The sequence below is a fragment of the Mycobacterium marinum genome (genome assembly GCF_003391395.1).
Classification (GTDB): Bacteria; Actinomycetota; Actinomycetes; order Mycobacteriales; family Mycobacteriaceae; genus Mycobacterium; species Mycobacterium marinum.
Window position 1 is genome coordinate 690,217 of the sequence record NZ_CP024190.1, and the last position, 20,176, is coordinate 710,392.

General features: G+C 62.7%; 4 protein-coding genes. 2 read left to right on the top strand and 2 right to left on the bottom strand.

All coding sequences use genetic code 11. The features are described from left to right. Window positions 1-20: 20 nt before the first annotated feature. Both dnaJ and CCUG20998_RS02960 read left to right on the top strand, forming a co-directional pair. The gene (dnaJ, locus tag CCUG20998_RS02955) at window positions 21-1,211 is read left to right on the top strand and encodes a molecular chaperone DnaJ (RefSeq protein WP_012392598.1); all 1,191 of its coding nucleotides are present in this window, start codon (window positions 21-23) and stop codon (window positions 1,209-1,211) included. After that, window positions 1,212-1,598, top strand: a complete 387-nt coding sequence (locus CCUG20998_RS02960) for a heat shock protein transcriptional repressor HspR (protein ID WP_012392599.1) — start codon at window positions 1,212-1,214, stop codon at window positions 1,596-1,598. A gap of 27 nt (window positions 1,599-1,625) precedes the next feature. Here CCUG20998_RS02960 and CCUG20998_RS02965 read toward each other — a convergent pair whose 3' ends face one another. Together CCUG20998_RS02965 and CCUG20998_RS02970 are read right to left on the bottom strand one after the other, a co-directional pair. Further along, window positions 1,626-8,837, bottom strand: coding sequence for a PPE family protein (locus tag CCUG20998_RS02965; protein ID WP_036457003.1), 7,212 nt, complete (start codon window positions 8,835-8,837; stop codon window positions 1,626-1,628). Window positions 8,838-9,167: 330 nt separating this feature from the next. After that, window positions 9,168-19,718, bottom strand: coding sequence for a PPE family protein (locus CCUG20998_RS02970; protein WP_036457004.1), 10,551 nt, complete (start codon window positions 19,716-19,718; stop codon window positions 9,168-9,170). Between the last annotated feature and the right edge of the window lie 458 nt (window positions 19,719-20,176).

The window sequence follows — 20,176 nt, forward strand, 5'->3', positions numbered from 1 at the left end:
AGGTAAGGAGGTGACGCGGCATGGCCCAGCGTGAATGGGTCGAGAAGGACTTCTACAAGGAGTTGGGCGTCTCCTCCGACGCCGCACCTGAAGAGATCAAGCGGGCGGCTCGCAAGCTGCTCGCCGAGAATCATCCCGACCGCAACCCGGGGAACAAGTCGGCCGAGGACCGCTACAAGGCGGTATCCGAGGCCAAAGAGGTGCTCACGGATCCGGCCAAACGCAAGGAGTACGACGAGACTCGTCGGCTCTTTGCGGGAGGCGGATTCGGGGGCCGCCGCTTCGACACGGGTGGCTTTGGCGGCTTCACAGGGGGGCCCGCATATGGCTCCGATGGCGCCGAGTTCAACCTCAATGACTTGTTCGACGCCGCCGGCCGCTCCGGGGGCACCAACATCGGCGACTTGTTCGGCGGCCTGTTCGGACGCGGCGGCAGCGCTCGTCCGAGCCGGCCTCGCCGCGGCAACGACCTGGAGACCGAGACCGAACTGGACTTCGTGGAGGCCGCCAAAGGCGTGGCGATGCCACTGCGGCTGACCAGTCCGGCGCCGTGTACGAACTGCCACGGCAGTGGCGCACGGCCGGGCACCAGCCCGAAGGTGTGTCCCAACTGCAACGGTGCCGGTGTGGTCAACCGCAACCAGGGCGCGTTCGGTTTCTCCGAACCTTGCACCGATTGCCGGGGAAGCGGCTCGATCATCGAGCACCCCTGCGACGAGTGCAAAGGCACCGGCGTCACGACCCGCACCCGCACCATCAATGTGCGGATTCCACCCGGCGTGGAGGACGGGCAGCGGATCAGGTTGGCCGGGCAGGGCGAGGCCGGGTTGCGCGGTGCACCGTCGGGAGATCTCTATGTCACCGTGCACGTGCGGCCGCACCAGGTCTTCGGCCGTGACGGCGACGACCTCACCGTCACGGTTCCGGTCAGCTTCACCGAATTAGCTTTGGGCTCAACGCTTTCGGTGCCAACGCTGGACGGTAGCGTCGGTGTCAAGGTGCCGCAGGGCACCGCCGACGGGCGCATCCTGCGGGTTCGCGGCCGTGGCGTGCCCAAACGCAGCGGCGGTAGTGGCGACCTGCTCGTCACGGTCAAGGTGGCCGTCCCGCCGAATTTGGAAGGGGCTGCCAAGGAGGCGCTGGAAGCCTACGCGGCGGCTGAGCGGTCCAGTGGGTTCGATCCCAGGGCCGGTTGGGCAGGTAATCGCTAGATGGCTAAGAACTCGAGAGAAGGGGAAGCCCGAACGTTTCTGATTTCGGTGGCGGCGGAGCTGGCCGGAATGCACGCGCAGACGCTGCGCACCTATGACAGGCTTGGTCTGGTCAGCCCGCGCCGGACATCCGGTGGCGGGCGCCGCTATTCGGAACATGACGTCAATCTGCTGCGTCAGGTTCAGCAGCTCTCTCAGGAAGAGGGGGTCAACCTCGCGGGCATCAAGCGCATCATCGAGCTGACCAACCAGGTCGAGGCGCTGCAGTCGAGGTTGCAGGAAATGGCCGACGAGCTCGAGACGATGCGGGCAAAGCAGCGCCGCGAGGTGGCGCTGGTGCCCAAGAGCACGGCGCTGGTCGTGTGGCAGCCGCGCCGGCCCCGCTGAGCCGGCTTTCCGCCACACCCCGCCGGGCTACGGCCCGGTGCCGGTATTGAAGAACCCGGAGAGGTTGGATCCGGTGTTGAAGAAGCCCGAGATGTAGGCTGCGGCGTCTTTGACCTTGCTGGTGTTGAAGAAGCCCGAGACGGTGTTGCCCACGTTCACCAGGCCCGATTGCAGGTCGCCGAAGTTGTAGACGCCCGAGGTCTGGCTGCTTCCGGAGCCGAACGGATCCATGCTGCCGTTGAGGAAGCCCGAGTCGTAGGCGCCGATGTTGCCAAGCCCTGACGTGAAGCCCTTACCGGAGTTGAAGAATCCCGACGAGTCGTTGTTGGTGAAGTTGAAGAAGCCCGGCGCCGGGTCCATGTCGACCGCGATGTTCAGTGGCCCGCCATCGAAATTGATGGTGGTATTGAGAGCCGGGGGACCCACCGTGAAGTTCTGGCTGGACCCGCCGATCTGGATGCTCGGGATCGTGATCGCGGGGATGTCGAAGGCATACGGGAACGGGTAGTTGAACTTGATTCCGAGGATCTTGTACGAGTAGCCGTACTTTCCGGAGATGGTGAACGCTGAAATGTCGAAGCTGTGGATGGTCGTTCCGCCGACGTCGAGGCTGATCGGTGTCTGGAAGTTGGCATAAATATCCAGGTCCACGGGCAGCGTCGGGATATTGAGCGTGTAGTTGAAGCCCAGTTGGCCTAGCTCGTCGCCCCTCAACAAGAACCCGTTGTTCATGCTGCCGGAGTTGAAACCACCGGTGTTGATATCGCCGAGGTTGGCAATTCCGGTGTTGGTGTCACCCACATTGAAGTAGCCGGTGTTGCCGACACCGGTGTTGAACGAGCCGGTGTTGATGTCGCCGGCGTTGAGGTTGCCGGTGTTGTAGCTGCCCGCGTTGGCCACGCCGGTATTGGCGATGCCGGAGTTGAACATGCCCGTGTTCGCGGCGCCGGTGTTCCCGACGCCGGTGTTGTAGTTGCCCGAGTTTCCGATGCCCCAGTTTCCGGTGCCCGAGTTGCCGATGCCGACGTTGCCGGTGCCGGAGTTGAACAAGCCGACATTGTCGGTGCCGCTGTTGAGGGCTTCGAAACCGCGCAACCCGTCACCGTTGAGCCCGATTCCGATGTTGCCGTCACCGGTGTTGCCGAAGCCGATGTTGCCGTCGCCGGTGTTGCCGAAGCCGAAGTTGTTGCTGCCGGTGTTGCCGAAGCCGAAGTTGTGGTTGCCGTTGGCCAGCGAGACGCCGGAGTTGCCGAAGCCGAAGTTATTGCTGCCCAGGTTCCCGAAGCCGAAGTTGGTGCTGCCGAGGTTTCCGGCGCCGAAGTTGAGGTCGCCGATATTTGCGCCACCGAAGTTGATGCCGCCGACGTTTGCGGTGCCCACGTTGTAGTCGCCGACGTTGGCGGCACCGAGGTTCAGGACGCCCAGGTTGGCGAAGCCCACGTTGAGGGTGGTGCCGCCCGCAGAGTCCCGGAACAACCCGGCAAGGTTGGCGCCGGCATTTCCGACGCCGGAGACGTAGGCCGCCGTCGCGGTGTCCAGGCTGCTGGTGTTGAACAGGCCCGAGACGCTGTTGCCGTAGTTGGCCAGGCCGGACTGCACCGCGCCCAGGTTTCCGTAGCCCGATACGTCGGTGCCGGAGTTGAAGAAGCCCGATCCGCTGCCAGCACCGTTGTTGAAGAAGCCCGAGGAGTAGCTGGTGGTCGTGTTTCCGAAGCCCGGCGCGGCGGCGATGTCGAACAGTGGGACGCCGACCAAGCCCTGGTAGTCGCCCCTTGCCAGGATGCCGTTGCTGTAGTTGCCGGAGATGAAGATGCCGGTGTCGACATCGCCCGTGTTGGCCCAACCGGTGTCGTAGTTACCCGAGTTGAAGCCGCCGGTGTTGTAGCTGCCCGAATTCGCGTTGCCGGTGTTGGCGTCGCCGGCGTTGAAGGTTCCGGTGTTGAAGTCTCCGGCGTTGCCGATGCCCGTGTTGACGATGCCCGCGTTGAACACGCCGGTGTCGTAGTTGCCCGAGTTGAACAGCCCGGCGTTGCCGATGCCCGAGTTCCCGATGCCGATGTTGTCGCTGCCCGAGTTGAACAGGCCGATGTTGTTGGTGCCGGAGTTGAACAGGCCGAGGTTGCCGCTGCCGGTGTTCAGGGCGCCGAACCCGCGCAAACCGTCGCCGCTGAGCCCGATTCCGATGTTGCCATCGCCGGTGTTGCCGAAGCCGATGTTGCCGTCACCGGTGTTGCCGAAGCCGAAGTTGTTGCTGCCGGTGTTGCCGAAGCCGATGTTGTGGTTGCCGTTGGTCAACGAGGCGCCGGAGTTGCCGAAGCCGAAGTTGTTGTTACCGATGTTGCCGAAGCCGAAGTTGGTGTCGCCGATGTTTGCGCCGCCAAAGTTGAAGTTGCCGACGTTGGCGGCGCCGACGTTCCCGTCTCCGATGTTGCCGAAGCCCAGGTTGTAGTTGCCGGTGTTGGCCGCACCCGCATTGAAGATGCCGATGTCGGCGAAGCCCAAGTTGAACGTCGAATCGGGCGCATTGCCCGAGGCGTCGTTGTAGAAGCCGGACAGGTTGGTGCCGATGTTTCCAATACCTGAGACGACGGCCGGCGTATCGATGTCCAAGGTGCTGGTATTGAGCAATCCCGAGATGCTGTTGCCGAGGTTGCCCAGCCCGGATTCGAGGTTTCCGTAGTTTCTCAGGCCCGAATTTCCGTCGATGAAGCTGACATTGAAAAAGCCCGAGTTATTGATGCCGACGTTTCCGAAGCCCGACGAGCTGCCATCGCCCGAGTTGAAGAATCCCGACGAGGGGCTGGTGCTCGAGTTGCCGAAGCCGGGACCCGCCGGAATATCGATGAGTGGGATCGTCAACGGGCCGATAGTGCCGTCGGTGTCTACCCCCAACACGGTGGAACCGTCGGTGTTTCCGATGGTGCTGGTCAGCGTGGGCCCGGAAATCGTGATGTCGGAGAACGTGATGGGACTGATTTTCAGGTCCCAATAGAGCTTGACATTTACCTTGCCGACACCCGGGATCTTGTACTTTATTTTTCCGTCGAGGTTGGCGGTGATTTTGGGCAGGGTAAAGCTCTCGATGACGATCTTTCCGATGTCGATGCTGATCGGCAGGCTGATCGGGAAGCTCAGATTCAAGTCCGCGGTGGTGGTCGGAACCGTGACCGTGTAATTGAAAGCACCCAGGTTGCCCTGGTAGTCGCCGCGCCACAACAGGCCATTGTTGTAGTCGCCGGAGATGAGGGCGCCGGTGTTGACGTTGCCGGTGTTGGCCCACCCCGTGTTGAGGTCACCCACATTCAGCGACCCCGTGTTGCTCTGGCCTGTGTTGAAATTGCCGGTGTTGTGGTCGCCGACGTTGAAGGTCCCGGAGTTGTAGCTGCCCACGTTGCCGATGCCGGTGTTGAAGGAACCGGAGTTGAACAAACCCGTGTTGGCCAGGCCCGAGTTGCCGATGCCGGTGTTGTAGCTGCCGGAGTTCCCGATTCCGGAGTTTCCGGTGCCGGAGTTGCCGATGCCGACGTTGTCGGTGCCGGAGTTGAACACGCCGATGTTGCCGCTGCCCGAGTTCCAGCCGCCGAAACCCTGCAGACCGTCTCCGTTGAGCCCGATGCCGGTGTTGTCGTTGCCGGTGTTGCCGAAGCCGATATTGCCGTCGCCGGTGTTGCCGATTCCGATGTTGTTGCTGCCGGTGTTGCCGAAGCCGATGTTGTGGTTGCCGTCGGTCAACGAGGCGCCGGAGTTGCCGAAGCCGAAGTTGTTGGCGCCGATGTTGCCGAAGCCGAAGTTGGTGTCGCCGATGTTTGCCCCGCCGATGTTGGCGCTGCCGAGGTTCCCGGGGCCGAAGTTGATGTTACCGACGTTGCCCAGACCGAAGTTGTAGTCGCCGAGGTTGGCGCTGCCGATGTTGAAACTGCCGTCATTGGCCACACCCACGTTGAAGATTCGATCCGCGGAGTCGCCGGCGAGGAAGAAGCCCGAAAGGTTGCTGCCGAAGTTTGAAACACCCGACACATTGGCCGCCGTCAGCAGGTCCAGCGCGCTCGTGTTGAACACACCGGAAACGCTGTTGCCCAGGTTTGCGATGCCGGACTCCAGCGTGCCGTAGTTCTTGAAACCGGAGTTTCCGAGACTGTCGGTGGCAAAGTTCAGGAAGCCGGAGTTGCTGCCGCCCCCGTTCCCGAAGCCCGACGCGCTACCGTCACCCGAGTTGAAGAAGCCCGACGACTCGACGCTGGTCGAATTGCCGACTCCCGGGCCAGAAGGCAGGTCGAGGACGATCGCCTGGACCAGCCCCGTGTCGACAACAAAGCTCGGCGTGAACACGGACTGTGTCCCGCCCACGCCGATGTCTATCGTTGGACCGACAATCGTGATGGTCGGGAAGGTTTCCGGCCCGATGTTGCCGCTGACCACTCCGTACGCGCCGATCGGGATCTCCGGAATGGTGAAGCCCTCGATCACGGTGTTGCCGACGGTGGCGCTGATGGGGATGTCTATCGGGACGCTGAGGTTGAGGCTGGTGGTGATGGGCACCAGGCCAATCGCATAGCTGAAGCCGCCTTGCGCCCGGTAATCGGATCTCCACAAGATGCCGTTGTCGTAGTTGCCGCTGATCAGGGCGCCGGTATTGACGTTGCCGACGTTTGCCAGCCCGGTGTTGTAATCGCCCAGGTTCAACCAGCCGGTGTTGTAGTCACCCTGGTTGGCGCCGCCGGTGTTGGTGCTGCCCACATTGTGCGCACCCGAGTTGTAGTTGCCCGGGTTGCCGATGCCGGTGTTGAGGTTGCCGATGTTGAACAGGCCCGTGTTGGCCAGGCCCGAGTTGCCGATGCCGGTGTTGTAGCTGCCGGTGTTGCCGATGCCGGAGTTTCCGGTGCCGGAGTTGCCGATGCCGACGTTGTCGGTGCCGGAGTTGAACACGCCGATGTTGCCGCTGCCCGAGTTCCAGCCGCCGAAACCCTGCAGGCCGTCTCCGTTGAGCCCGATGCCGATGTTGCCGTTGCCGGTGTTGCCGAAGCCGATGTTGCCGTTGCCGGTGTTGCCGAAGCCGATGTTGTTGTCGCCGGTGTTGCCGAAGCCGATGTTGTTGAAGGCGGCCGTCAACCCGGGACCGGCGTTGCCGAATCCGATGTTGGCGCTGCCGAGGTTTCCGCTGCCGATGTTGTTGTCGCCGACGTTGCCGCCGCCGATGTTGCCGAACCCGATGTTGGCGCTGCCGAGGTTGAGGTTGCCGATGTTCGCGTTGCCGAAGTTGTAGTCGCCGATGTTTGCGCTACCGAAGTTCAGCCCGCCGTCATTGCCGACGCCCACGTTGAAGGTGGTCGCGTCCGGGCCGTCCCGAAACACACCGGCCAGATCGCTGCCGATGTTGCCGACTCCCGATATCCGGGCCGGCTCCAGGGTCGCGAGTTCGAGCCCACTGGTGTTGTGAATGCCCGAGATCGTGTTGCCGAAGTTCAGCGCGCCCGATTCCAGATCGCCGTAATTGAGCAGCCCGGAGACGCCGAACGGACCGGAGGTGGTGTTGAACAAGCCCGACGAGCCGCCGTCGCCCTGGTTGAAGAATCCCGACGACGGGCTCGAGCTCGTGTTCCCAAGCCCCGTGGTCGGCGGGATGTAGAGAAGTTGCAGCTGGATGGGGCTGACGTCATAGGAAAGGGACAGATCCAGCGTTGCGGGGCCCACGGTGGCATTGATCGGGGGACCGACGATCGTGATCGATGGGATGGTGATGGGGCCGATGTATCCCCCGTTGAGGAAGGTCTGCTTGGGAATGGTGGTGCCCGGGGTGGTGATGGTGGGCACGGTGGCGCTGAACGTGTTGTCCAGGGGGATGCTGACGGCGTAGTCGCCGCTGGTTCCGCCGAAGTTGATCTTGAGATCGATGCCGAGCAGCCGGTAATCGTCCTGCCAGAACAGGCCGTTGCTATAGCTGCCCGAGATGAATGCGCCGGTATCGACATCGCCGGTATTGGCCCAGCCGGTGTTGAGGTTGCCCGGGTTGAAGCCGCCGGTGTTGGTGTTTCCGGCGTTGAAGCTGCCCGTGTTGTGGTTGCCGGTGTTCGCCCAGCCGCTGTTGGCGTTGCCCGGGTTGAACACCCCGGTACTGGCCTCGCCCGAGTTGCCGAAGCCCGTGTTGTAGCTGCCCGAGTTCAACACACCGAAATTGCCGGTGCCCGAGTTGAAGAAGCCGATGTTGTTGGTGCCCGAGTTGAACAGCCCGATGTTGCCGCTCCCGGAATTCAAGGAGCCGAACCCGATCTTGCCGTCACCGCTGAGCCCGATGCCGATGTTGTTGCTGCCGGTGTTGCCGAAGCCGACGTTGAAGCTGCCGGTGTTGGCGAAGCCCTGGTTGTTGCTGCCGGTGTTGGCGAAACCCTGGTTGTTGCTGCCCGCGTTGCCAAAGCCCTGGTTGGCGCCGCCTAGGTTGCCCCAACCGAGGTTATAGCTGCCGAGGTTGCCGCCGCCGAGGTTGCCATCACCGTTATTGCCGTTTCCGATGTTCCCGCTACCGATGTTCCCGAAGCCCAGATTGGATGTGCCGACGTTGGCCGCCCCCAGGTTCAACGGGATCGCGGCGGCCAGGCCCAAGCTGGGCAGGCCCAGCGCGCTCACCGGGTCGGCGACCACGGCCTCGGCGGCGGCGGCCACCGCCGCGCTGGCCGGGGCCGCGCTGGCCAGGCTCGCGGCGGCGGCGTTGCCAAGCTGGCGCACCAATCCGCTCACGGCAAAGGGCGTCAATGCTGAGGCGGCCGCCGAGGCGCCGGCGTGGTAACCCAGCATGGCGGCGACGTCCTGGGCCCACATTTGCTCGTACTGTGCTTCGACGGCCGCGATCGCCGGCGCGGCCAGGCCCAGCACGTTCGCATTCACCAGTGCGGTCAGGACGGTGCGGTTTGCGTCGATAGCCGGCGGACTGACCGTGGCCACCAGCGCCGCTTCGAAAGAAGCCAACGCCGCCCGGACCTGACTGGCGGCCTGCTCGGCCTGGGCGCTTGCCGTGGTCAGCCACGCCAGATAGGGCTGCGCGGCGCTGGCCATCGCGGTCGACGCCGGACCTTGCCAAGTCCCGCCCGCCAGGCCGGAGGTCACCGCCCCGAACGCGCTTGCCGCGGCGAACAACTCGGCCGCCAGCCCATCCCAGGCCGTCGCTGCCGCCAGCATGGGCCCCGGCCCAGCACCGAGGTGCATCCGGGCCGAATTGATCTCCGGCGGCAACAACACAAAACTCATCGGAAACGCCTACTCGCCGCTACTAAGCGGATGGCGAGCTGTCTCATAACACTCCCCGCGCACACTGCAAATGCGAAAAACATTCGCATAGCAAAATGTGAAGCCTATTCACAATTTCCAATGGCCACTCTCTGCTGGCCAGGCTAGCCCGATTTGTCTTGTCCGTTTTGGATTTGGATTGGTTCGGCAGGAATCGGCGGGATATTCGGTGCGGCTTTGTCCGCTGCCGCACCTCGAATTGCCCGCTGGGCCGACGTGCGGGAGGCGGGGCCGATCAGGCGGTGCCGCAGGTGGATTGAGCAACGTCCCCGATCGCGCGTCCGGGTGCCGCTACGCCATCGCGTCGTTCAAGAAGCCGGAAAGCTCATGGCCGGTGTTGCCCAAGCCGGAGACAAAGGCCTGGGCCATCAGGTTCAGAATGCTGGTGTTGTAGATGCCCGACAGCGAGTTGCCGAAGTTCGCCCAGCCTGATTCGAGCGTGCCGACGTTTTGGAGGCCGGACAGTCCCGGGCCGCCCGCGTTGAAGAATCCCGAACTCTCCAAGAAGGCGTTTCCGATCCCCGAAACGGCCCCTTGGGCGTCGTTGAGCAAGCCCGACGCGCCTCCGGCTCCGGAATTGAAGAAGCCCGACGACGGCGTGTCCGACGAGTTGAAGAATCCAGGGCTCTGCTGCCAGTTGAAGCCGAAGGTGGCGGGGCCGACGGTGCCCGCGTCGGAGAAGTCGATGGTGTCCGTGATGGCCGTGTTTATCGGGCTTTGTGGGTTGATCACACTGGGATCGATGACGAACGGCCCGACGTGTTCGGTGGTAATCGGAACGGTGACCGACACGTGCAACACACAGCCGACGAAGGGGACATAGATCAGGCAGATCGTGGTCTCCAGACTGATTGGTATCTCGAATTCGGCGATGGTGAACATGTCCTGGGTGATGGTGTTGATCGCGCCGGTAATCGGTATGTCGATGTCGGAGTGCACCCCGATATTCCACGGGATCGCTGGAACGGTGGACTCGTAGGTGAAGCCGAGCAGGCCCTGGTAATCGCCGCGCCACAGCAACCCGTTGCTGTAATTGCCCGAGATGAACGCGCCGGTGTTGACGTTGCCGGAGTTGGCCAGGCCGGTGTTGGAATTGCCCTCGTTGAAGTAGCCGGTGTTGTAGTTGCCCGGATTGAACCCGCCGGTGTTGTAGTCGCCCGGGTTGAAACTGCCGGTGTTGAAGTCGCCGGTGTTGTAGCAGCCGGTGTTGTAGTCGCCCGCGTTGCCGATGCCGGTGTTGACCATGCCGGAGTTGAAGAACCCGGTGTTGGTTGTGCCGGTGTTGCCGATGCCGGTGTTGTAGCTGCCGGAGTTGCCGATGCCCCAGTTGCCGGTGCCGGAGTTTCCGAAGCCGATGTTGTTGGTGCCGGAGTTGAACAAGCCGATGTTGCCGCTGCCCGAGTTCCAGCCCCCGAATCCGGTCGTGGTGTCGCCGGTGAGTCCGATCCCGATGTTTCCGTCGCCGGTGTTGGCGAAGCCGAGGTTGCCGTTGCCGGTGTTGCCGAACCCGATGTTGTAGCTTCCGGTGTTGCCGAACCCGATGTTGCCGATGGCGTCCGACAGCGCCGGGCCGGTGTTGGCGAAGCCGAAGTTGTAGCTGCCGAGGTTGGCGCTGCCGAGGTTGAAGCCGCCGAGATTGGCGCTGCCGAGGTTGGCGCTGCCGATGTTGCCGAAGCCGAAGTTGGAATCGCCGATGTTGGCGTTTCCGAGGTTGTAGCTGCCGATGTTGGCGCTGCCCACGTTCCAGAATCCGGGGTTTGCGATGCCGAAGCTGAAGGTCGTTGCGTCCGGCCCATTGCGGTACCAGCCGGCCAGGTCGGTGCCGATGTTTTGGAATCCGGAGAGGTTGGCCGGCGTTGCGCCACCGGTGTTGAGGAAACCGGAGATGGCGTTGCCGAGGTTGGCCAGGCCGGATTGCTGCGACCCGATGTTTTGGAAGCCGGAGTTGCCCAGGGCGGCGGTGGCGACGTTCCAGATGCCCGAGTTGTTGGCACCCACGTTGGCGAAGCCGGACGCGCTTCCGTCGCCCAGGTTGAAGAAGCCCGACGACGGGCCGGTGGTCGCGTTGAAGAAGCCGGCGGCCGGTTTGATGTCGATGAGCGGAATCTGGCCGGGGCCGAAGTTGAAGTAGCCCCCGACGTGAACGACGGTGGAACCATCGGGATTACCGAGATTGAGCTGCAACGCCGGTTGGGTGCCGAAGTCGATGACGATGGGTGTGTTCAACGGGGCCGACGCGTCGCCACCGTGGATGGTGATGGGGCCGATCGGTGCGATGACCGTGCCACTGATGATGGCGAGGTCGACCTTGCCCGTGGCGGGCACTTTCGGGAAGGTCACGGCCGGGATCGAGATGTCGGTGATGGTGCCGGTGATAGGGATGTTGACCGGGGCATCGATGGTCAGGAATGCCGGAATCCTGTTGACCGTGATGGCGTAGTGGGCGGACAGCTGCCCGATGCTGTCAGCCCGCCAGAAAACGCCGTTGGCCATGTCGCCGGTGATGAACGCGCCGGTGTCGAAGTTGCCGATGTTTGCCAGGCCGGTGTTGTAGTCGCCGGTGTTGTAAAAGCCGGTGTTGTAATCGCCGGGGTTGGCGATGCCGGTGTTGAAGACGCCGATGTTGAACAAGCCGGTGTTGAAATTGCCGGGGTTGGCGATGCCGGTGTTGAAGGAACCGGAGTTGAACAGGCCGGTGTTGTAGCTACCCGTGTTGCCGATGCCGGTGTTGTGGCTGCCGGAGTTTCCGATGCCCCAGTTGCCGGTGCCGGAGTTGCCGATGCCGACGTTGCCGGTTCCGGAGTTGAAGAGGCCGACGTTGAAGCTGCCCGAGTTCAGGCCGCCGATGCCCATCAGGTTGTCACCCTGCAGACCGATGCCGATGCCGCCGGTACCCATGTTCCCGATGCCGACGTTGCCGGTGCCGGAGTTGAAGAAGCCGACGTTGCCGGTGCCGGAGTTGAACATGCCGACATTCGAGGTCCCGGAGTTGAAGAAGCCGGTGTTGCCGGCGCCCGAACTCAGCGACCCGAACCCGACTCGGCCGTCGCCGGTGAGCCCGATGCCGACGTTGTTGTCCCCGGTGTTGAACAGCCCGATGTTGTTGTTTCCGGTATTCGACCAGCCCTGGTTGTCGTTGCCGGCGTTGGCCAGTCCCGTGTTGAAGTCGCCCAGGTTGAACAGGCCCGCGTTGCCGACGCCGTCATTGAGCGGGCCGAACCCGATCTGGCCGTCGCCGCTGAGCCCGATGCCGATGTTGCCGTTGCCGGTGTTGCCGAAGCCGATGTTGCCGTTGCCGGTGTTGCCGAACCCGATGTTGGTGTCGCCGACGTTGCCGAAGCCGATGTTGTTGAACGCCTCCGTCAACCCCGCTCCGGCGTTTCCGAACCCGATATTGCCGCTGCCGATGTTCCCGCTGCCGAGGTTGTCGGCGCCGACGTTTCCGAATCCGACATTGAAGCTGCCGATGTTTGCGCTGCCCACGTTGAAGTCGCCGACGTTTCCGCTGCCCAGGTTCAGCTGGCCCAAATCGCCCAGGCCCGCGTTGAAGATCGTGCCGGCCGAGTCGCGCAGCACCCCCGATAGCTCCGTGCCGATGTTGAAGAAGCCCGAGAGGTTGGCCGCGTTCGGAAGATCCGCCGTGCTGGTGTTGTACCAGCCCGAGACGGTGTTGCCCAGGTTCGCCCAGCCGGAGAGTTGTTGGCCGTAGTTCTGCAAGCCGGAACTGCCGATGTCGCCGAAGCCGGTGTTCCAGAAGCCCGAATTGTTTGCGCCGACGTTTCCGAAGCCCGAGGCGGTTCCGGTGCCGGAGTTGAAGAAGCCCGACGACGGGGCCGAGGTCGAGTTTCCGAACCCGGGCGCCGCGGGGATGTCGAGCAAGACAATGCTGATGGGTCCCAAGCCGCTGCGAATCGCGACGGGGATCGAGCTGGAACCGTCGGGGTTGCCGATGTTGATATCGATGACCGGCAGAATGCCCTTGATGGTCGGGATGGTGATCGGCCCGATCTTGAAATCGGTGATCGACAGGGCGTCGATCGTGATGGTGGGAATCGTGAAGCCGTTGAGGGCCAGGCTGCCGAGATCGAGGTAGATCGGGATGTCGACCGGGATGTTCAAATCGAAGTTGAGCACCGGGAATTCGGGAATGAAGATCTCGTAGTGGGCGCCCACTAGCCCTTGGTAGTCCCCGCGCCAGAACATGCCGTTGCTGTAGTTGCCGGAGATGAATGCGCCGGTGTTGACGTCGCCCGTGTTCGCCAGGCCGGTGTTGTAGTCACCGGTGTTGAAGAAACCGGTGTTGTAGTTGCCTGCGTTCGCCAGGCCGGTGTTGTAGTCGCCGGTGTTGAAAAAGCCGGTGTTGTAGTCGGTGGGGTTGGCCAGGCCGGTGTTGGTGTGGCCGGCGTTGTACAGACCCGTGTTGTAGTCGCCTGCGTTTGCGATGCCGGTGTTGCCGGTGCCCGGGTTCCACAGGCCCCAGTTCGTGCTGCCCGAGTTGGCGATGCCGGAATTGGCGGTCCCGGAGTTGCCGATGCCCCAGTTTGCGGTGCCGGAGTTGAAGATGCCGGTGTTGCCGGTGCCCGAGTTGAAGATGCCGGTGTTGTTGGTGCCCGAGTTGAACAGGCCGGCATTTCCGGTGCCGGAGTTCAGCCCGCCGGCGAGGTTGATACCTACCTGGTTGTCGCCGGTGAGCCCGATGCCGATGTTGTTGTTGCCAGTGTTGCCGATGCCGATGTTGTGGTCGCCGGTGTTGGCAAAGCCCTGGTTGAGACTGCCCGCGTTCCCGAAGCCGACGTTGTAGTCGCCCAGGTTTGCCAGGCCGACGTTGTAGTCGCCCAGGTTTCCCAGCCCGAAGTTGTATGTCCCGTGGTTACCGGAGAGGAAGTTGAAGCTCCCGATATTGCCGCTGCCGAAGTTGTTGGCACCGACATTGCCGAAACCGGCGTTGTTGCTGCCGATGTTTCCGTCGCCGATGTTTCCGTTGCCGAGGTTGGCGATGCCCAGGTTGCCGATTGGGTTGTCATTGAAGAACCCTGCGATGTTGGTGCCGATGTTGGCGGCGCCGGAGATGTCGGCCGGTATCGATACGCCCAGCGAGCTCGTGTTGAAAAAGCCCGAGACGCTGTTGCCTAGGTTGGACATGCCCGACACCAGATCGCCGAGGTTCTGGTAGCCCGATATTCCGGAGCTGCCCGAAGCGAGGTTGAAGAACCCGGAATTGTTGCCGCCTGTGTTACCGAACCCGGAGGCGGTGCCGCTGCCGGTGTTGAAGAAGCCCGAGGACGCAGTTGTCGTGGAGTTACCGAAACCGGGGGCGGCCGCAATGTCGATGATCGGGATCTTGATCGGCAGCAGGCCGCCGGTGCCGACGATGTGGATCAACGGTTCCGGTCCGGTACCGATGTTGATGTCAATTGCGGGTAGGCCCAGCTCGAGGTTGGGGAACTTGATCGCGCTGACATGGACGGCCTTGAACCCGATGCCGACGATGTCCAATTCGACGGTGGACGCCGGGATGGTGAATCCGTCGACGGTGAAGACCCCGAGTGTGCCGGTGATGGGGATGTCGAGGTAGACCGGCACATCCAGGTTCAGTGGGATGGCGGTGTCGGGAATGGTGATCGCGTAATCGATGCCCCACAGGCCCTGATAGTCGCCCCGCCACAACAAGCCGTTGCTGTAGTTGCCCGAGATGAATGCGCCGGTGTTGACGTCGCCGGAGTTGGCAAAACCGGTGTTGTAGTTGCCGCTGTTGAGGTAGCCGGTGTTGTAGTCGCCCGGGTTGAGACCGGCCGTGTTGAAGCTTCCGGTGTTGAAGCTTCCGGTGTTGTAGTTGCCCGGGTTGCCGATTCCGGTGTTGACGTTGCCCGCATTCCACAATCCGGTGTTGATCTGACCCGAGTTGAAGACGCCCGTATTGGTGACGCCGGTGTTGCCGATGCCCCAGTTTGCGTTGCCGGAGTTGAAGATTCCGGTGTTGTTGGTGCCGGAGTTGAAGATTCCGGTGTTGTTGGTGCCGGAGTTGAACAGTCCGGTGTTGCCGGTGCCGGAGTTCAGGCCGCCACCAAAATTGAAGCCCTGCTGGTTGTCGCCGGTGAGCCCGATACCGATGTTGTTGTTGCCGGTGTTGAACAGGCCGATGTTGTTGTTGCCGCTGTTGGCAAGGCCCTGGTTGAAGCCGCCCGCGTTGCCGAATCCGACGTTGTAGTCGCCGAGGTTGGACGAGCCGATGTTGTAGCCGCCCAGGTTCGCCGAGCCGACGTTGAAGTTGCCGAGGTTGGCCAAGCCGAGACTGTTGAATCCGCTGTTGCCAAGGCCCAGGTTCTCGTCGCCAAGGTTGGCAAAGCCGAGATTGAAGTCGCCGGTGTTGCCGAAGCCCACGTTGGCCTGGCCGATGTCGGCCAGTCCCAAACTGAAGGTTGACATTCCAGACGCCTGGTCGGCGAAGATGCCCGCGAGGGTGGTGCCGATGTTCGACACGCCCGAGACATTGGCGGGTGTCCCGATGCCGGTATTGAACAGGCCGGAGACGGTGTCGCCGATGTTCAGCAGACCCGATTGCAGCGAGCCGACGTTCTTGAAGCCCGATACTGCCGAGGTCCCGAAGTTCTGGAAGCCGGAGATGTCGCCGCCGAAATTCGCGATCCCCGATACCGTTCCGGTGCCGCCGTTGAAGAAACCCGATGACGGGCTGCTGGTGGAGTTGAACAAGCCGGTGACCGCCGGGATGTCGAAGATGGTCCAGTCGACGGGGCCGAGACTGGCCGTGGCGGGGATCGACACCACCGTCGTCCCCTTGGGGTCGCCGATGTTGAACGAAATCGCCGGACCGGTGGCCGTGATCGGGGCAAGGGTGACGGAGTCGATCGTTCCGGTCAAGACAGGTAGCGGCCCAATCGCGACGGTAAAACCGAAGTTGATGTCCTCCATCGTTATTCCGCTGTACAGCGTGTTGGTGAAGTTGGCGGTGAGCGGGATGTTGATGGGGGCGCTGGCGTCGACATGCGCTGGAATCTCCGGAACGTGGATGACATAGCTGGCGCTCACCTGGCCCTGCTGGTCGCCGCGCCAGGCGAAGCCGTTGCCCATGTCACCACTGATCAGAAGGCCGGTATCGATGTTGCCCGCGTTGGCAAAGCCGGTGCTGTAGTTGCCCGTGTTGTACCAGCCCGTGTTGTAGTCGCCCCGGTTGGCGGCGCCGGTGTTGACGTCACCCGTGTTGAACCAGCCGGTGTTGTAGTCACCCACATTGGCGATACCGGTGTTGACCATCCCGGTGTTGAACAGGCCCGTATTGGTGCTGCCGGCGTTGCCGAATCCGGTGTTGAGGCTGCCGCTGTTGCCGATGCCCCAGTTTCCGGTGCCGGAGTTTCCGATCCCGACGTTGTTGGTGCCCGAGTTGAACAACCCGATGTTGCCGCTGCCCGAGTTCAGCCCGCCGGCGAAATTCACGCCCCGCTGGCCAGCACCGGTAAGGCCGATGCCGATGTTGCCGTTGCCGGTGTTGCCGAAGCCGAAGTTGCCGTTGCCGGTGTTGCCGACGCCGATGTTGTTGTCGCCGGTGTTGCCGAAGCCGATGTTGTTGAACGCGTCCGTCAGCCGCGCTCCGGCGTTTCCGAACCCGATGTTGCCGCTGCCGATGTTCCCGCTGCCGAGGTTGTCGGAGCCGACGTTGCCGAATCCGAAGTTCGCGCTACCGATGTTTGCGCTGCCCACATTGAAGTCGCCGACGTTTCCGCTGCCCACGTTGAGGTGGCCCAGGTCGGCAAGGCCCAGATTCAAGATTGTTCCGTTGGCGTCGCGAAGCACACCCGCCAGGTCGGTGCCGACGTTGAATAGACCCGAAAGATTGGCTGGTGCAGCGAGGTTCGCCGTACTGGTGTTGTAGAAGCCCGACAGCGTGTTGCCCAGGTTCGCCCAGCCTGATGCCAGCGAGCCGAAGTTTTGCACGCCCGAGTTTCCGACCGCCGCCACCCCGCTGTTCCACAGGCCCGAACTGGCGGCGCCAAAGTTGGCGAAGCCGGAGTTGCCTCCGGTGCCGGCGTTGAAAAAGCCTGACGACGGGCCGGCGGTGGTGTTTCCGAAGCCGGGCGCTGCCGGGATGTCCAGGAAGGTGATCGTGCGGCGTTCGACGGCGCCGACGATACTGATCGGTATGTTCGTGCTCGGTCCACCGAGGGCGATTGTCACGGTGGGAATCGTCAGGGTGGAGGCGCCGAGGTTGATCGGTCCCAGGAAGAACAGGCCGCCCAGATAGTAGGTCCTGGGGAAGACCGCTCCAGCCTCGCTGACTTGTATCGTGTTGCCGCCCAGCGTGTATACCTGATTCACCGGCACGATCGACTGCACATCGATGGGAATGTGCGGAGTGGTGACCGATAGGTTGATCGCGATCTGACCTTGGTTGTCGCTGGTCACGAAGAAGCCGTTGTTGTAGTTCCCGGTGTCGAAGAAGCCGGTGTTGACGTTCCCGGGGTTGTAGGAGCCCGTGTTGGTGTCACCGGGGTTGAAGTTGCCCGTGTTCGCACTACCCGCATCGAAGCTGCCGGTGTTGGTGCTGCCCACGTTGAAGCCACCGGTGTTGTAGCTGCCGTTGTTGTAGAAGCCGGTGTTGGCCGCTCCGACGTTGTGCAGGCCCGTGTTGTACTGGCCGGCGTTGCCGATACCGGTGTTCGCGGTGCCGGGATTCTCCAGGCCCCAGTTCGCAACGCCCGCATTGAGCAGGCCCGTGTTCCCGCTGCCCGAATTTCCGATCCCGATGTTTCCGCTGCCCGAGTTGAACAGGCCGACGTTGTCGGTTCCCGAGTTGAACAAGCCCGCGTTGCCGATGCCGGAGTTCAGTGCGCCGATTCCGATCTGGCCGTCACCGGTCAGTCCGATGCCGATGTTCCCGTTGCCGGTGTTGGCGAACCCGGTGTTGTTGCTGCCGGTGTTGGCCAGACCTTGGTTGTAGCTGCCGGCGTTGCCGAAGCCGGTGTTGTAGTCACCGAGGTTTCCGAATCCGACGTTGTAGCTACCGAGGCTTGCCGAACCGATGTTGTAACTGCCGATATTGGCCGAGCCGAGGTTGAGGCTGCCGATGTTGCCGCTGCCGAAATTCGTTCCGCCGAAGTTTCCGCTGCCCAAGTTGAGGCTGCCGATGTTGCCGCTGCCGAAGATGTTGTAACTGCCGGCATTGCCGCTGCCGATGATGTTGTAGTCGCCGACGTTGCCGTTTCCGCCGATGTTGTAGTTGCCAACGTTGGCATTGGCCAGTATGTTTCCGACGCCGTCGTTGGCGAAGCCGATGTTGAACAGTGTTGGGCCAAGCAGGAATCCGGCTAGCTTGCTACCGGTGTTCAAGACACCGGAGATGTAGGCCGGCGTCGTTATGGGCACCAGGCTCGAGTTGAGCAAACCGGATATGGTGTTGCCCGAGTTCACCAGACCTGACTGCAGCACGCCGGTGTTGGCGAAACCCGAGTTGCCGACGGGCCCCGAGGAATCGTTGAAGAAGCCAGAGTTGTTGGCGCCGGAGTTGAAGAACCCTGAGGCGCTACCGTCGCCACTGTTGAAGAAACCCGAGGAGGGGACGGTGGTCGAGTTCCCAAAACCGGGCTCTCCGAAGATCAGACCCTGGTTGTCGCCGCGCCAGAGGAAGCCGTTGTTGTAGTCGCCGGTGTTCAGGGCGCCGGTGTTGACATTGCCGAAGTTCGCAACGCCGGTGTTGTAGTCGCCGCGATTCAGGTAACCCGTGTTGTAGCTACCCGTGTTGAAACCGCCGGTGTTGGCATCGCCAGGGTTGAAGCCACCGGTGTTGTAGCTGCCCACGTTGCCGATGCCGGTGTTGGCGACGCCGGCATTGAAGAAGCCGGTGTTGGCGTCACCCGAGTTGCCGATGCCGGTGTTGTAGCTGTTGCCGGAGTTCCCGATTCCCCAGTTGCCGGTTCCCGAGTTCCCAATACCGAAATTGCCGGTGCCCGAGTTGAACAACCCGATGTTGCCGCTGCCCGAGTTCAGGCCGCCGAACCCGAATTGGCCGGTGCCGGTGAGTCCGATGCCGCGGTTGTTGTCGCCGGTGTTGCCGAAGCCGATGTTGTTGTTGCCGGTGTTGCCGAAGCCAATATTGTTGCTACCGGTATTCCCGAAGCCGATGTTGTTGAGGGCCGCTGTCAGTGCGGGCCCCGAGTTTCCGAAACCAATGTTGCCGCTGCCGATGTTGGAGCTGCCGACATTTTCCGAGCCGAGGTTTCCCGAGCCGAGGTTGTAGTCGCCGACATTTCCATTACCGAAGTTGCGGAAGCCGACGTTTGCAAAGCCCAGGTTGGCGGTGACGACCGACCCGGCGGCCTGCAGCGGGAATGGTGTCAACGCCGCGGCGATCGATTCCGCTCCGGAACGGTAGCCAAACATCGCGGCAACGTCTTGGGCCCACATCTGCTCATAGGCGGCCTCAGCGGCGGCGATCGCGGGGGCATTCTGCCCCAATAGGTTAGAGACCACCAGGGATACGAATTGGGAGCGGTTGGCGGAGATCGCGGCTGGGTGCACCGTCGCGGCCAGCGCCGCCTCGAATGCGGCCGCAGCCAATCGGACTTGCGTCGCGGCTTGCCCGGCCTGAGCTGCCGCGGTAGTCAGCCACTTCAGGTACGGCGCCGCCGCACTAGCCATCGCTGCCGACGCCGCACCCTGCCAGCCGCCGCTCACCAGATCGGTGGTTACCGACGAGAACGCCGAGGCGGCCGAGCCCAGCTCACCAGCCAGACCCTGCCAGGCATTGGCCGCCTCCAGCATCGGTCCCAGCCCGGCGCCGATGGTCAAGCGCGCCGAGTTGATCTCCGGCGGCAGCACCGCGAAATTCATCACCCGTCCCTAACTCAGATCCTTAACTCGAACCGTTTGACCGGTACGCGCAGTGGCGCTACAGCATCCGCACGACCTCCCTGAGTCCGGTGCCGACAGCAGCAAGATTATTCAGTTGCGCACGGCGAAAAAGCCACTGATTTGCTCAAAAAAATCTGGGTTTCTTAATCCCGCCGGATTCGACTCGGAGTGCCGTCGGCATGCTCCAGGGTTTGGGGCAAACACGCGACGTTGACATGCGCGTTGTGCGCACCTATCGCCGAGCGAAATTCATCCAGGTATAAATAAAACTGTCAAAAATGTCGTCGAACGAGGCAAATTCGAGCACCGCAGTGTGAACGGCTTTCGGTGTTGGCTACGGGCCTGGCGCGCGCGGGCCCGCCATCGTTGCGCGTGAGGTTCAGGCCCCAGCAACCAGCGGCACCGCGCGGGCTCGAACGAGGGCGCGTTGTGCGCCA

What these genes read in the sequence shown, in the direction of transcription:
- dnaJ (WP_012392598.1), top strand. Translation starts at nt 21, where the DNA reads ATGGCCCAGCGTGAATGGGTCGAGAAGGACTTCTACAAGGAGTTGGGC.
- CCUG20998_RS02960 (WP_012392599.1), top strand. Translation starts at nt 1,212, where the DNA reads ATGGCTAAGAACTCGAGAGAAGGGGAAGCCCGAACGTTTCTGATTTCG.
- CCUG20998_RS02965 (WP_036457003.1), bottom strand. Translation starts at nt 8,837, where the DNA reads ATGAGTTTTGTGTTGTTGCCGCCGGAGATCAATTCGGCCCGGATGCAC.
- CCUG20998_RS02970 (WP_036457004.1), bottom strand. Translation starts at nt 19,718, where the DNA reads ATGAATTTCGCGGTGCTGCCGCCGGAGATCAACTCGGCGCGCTTGACC.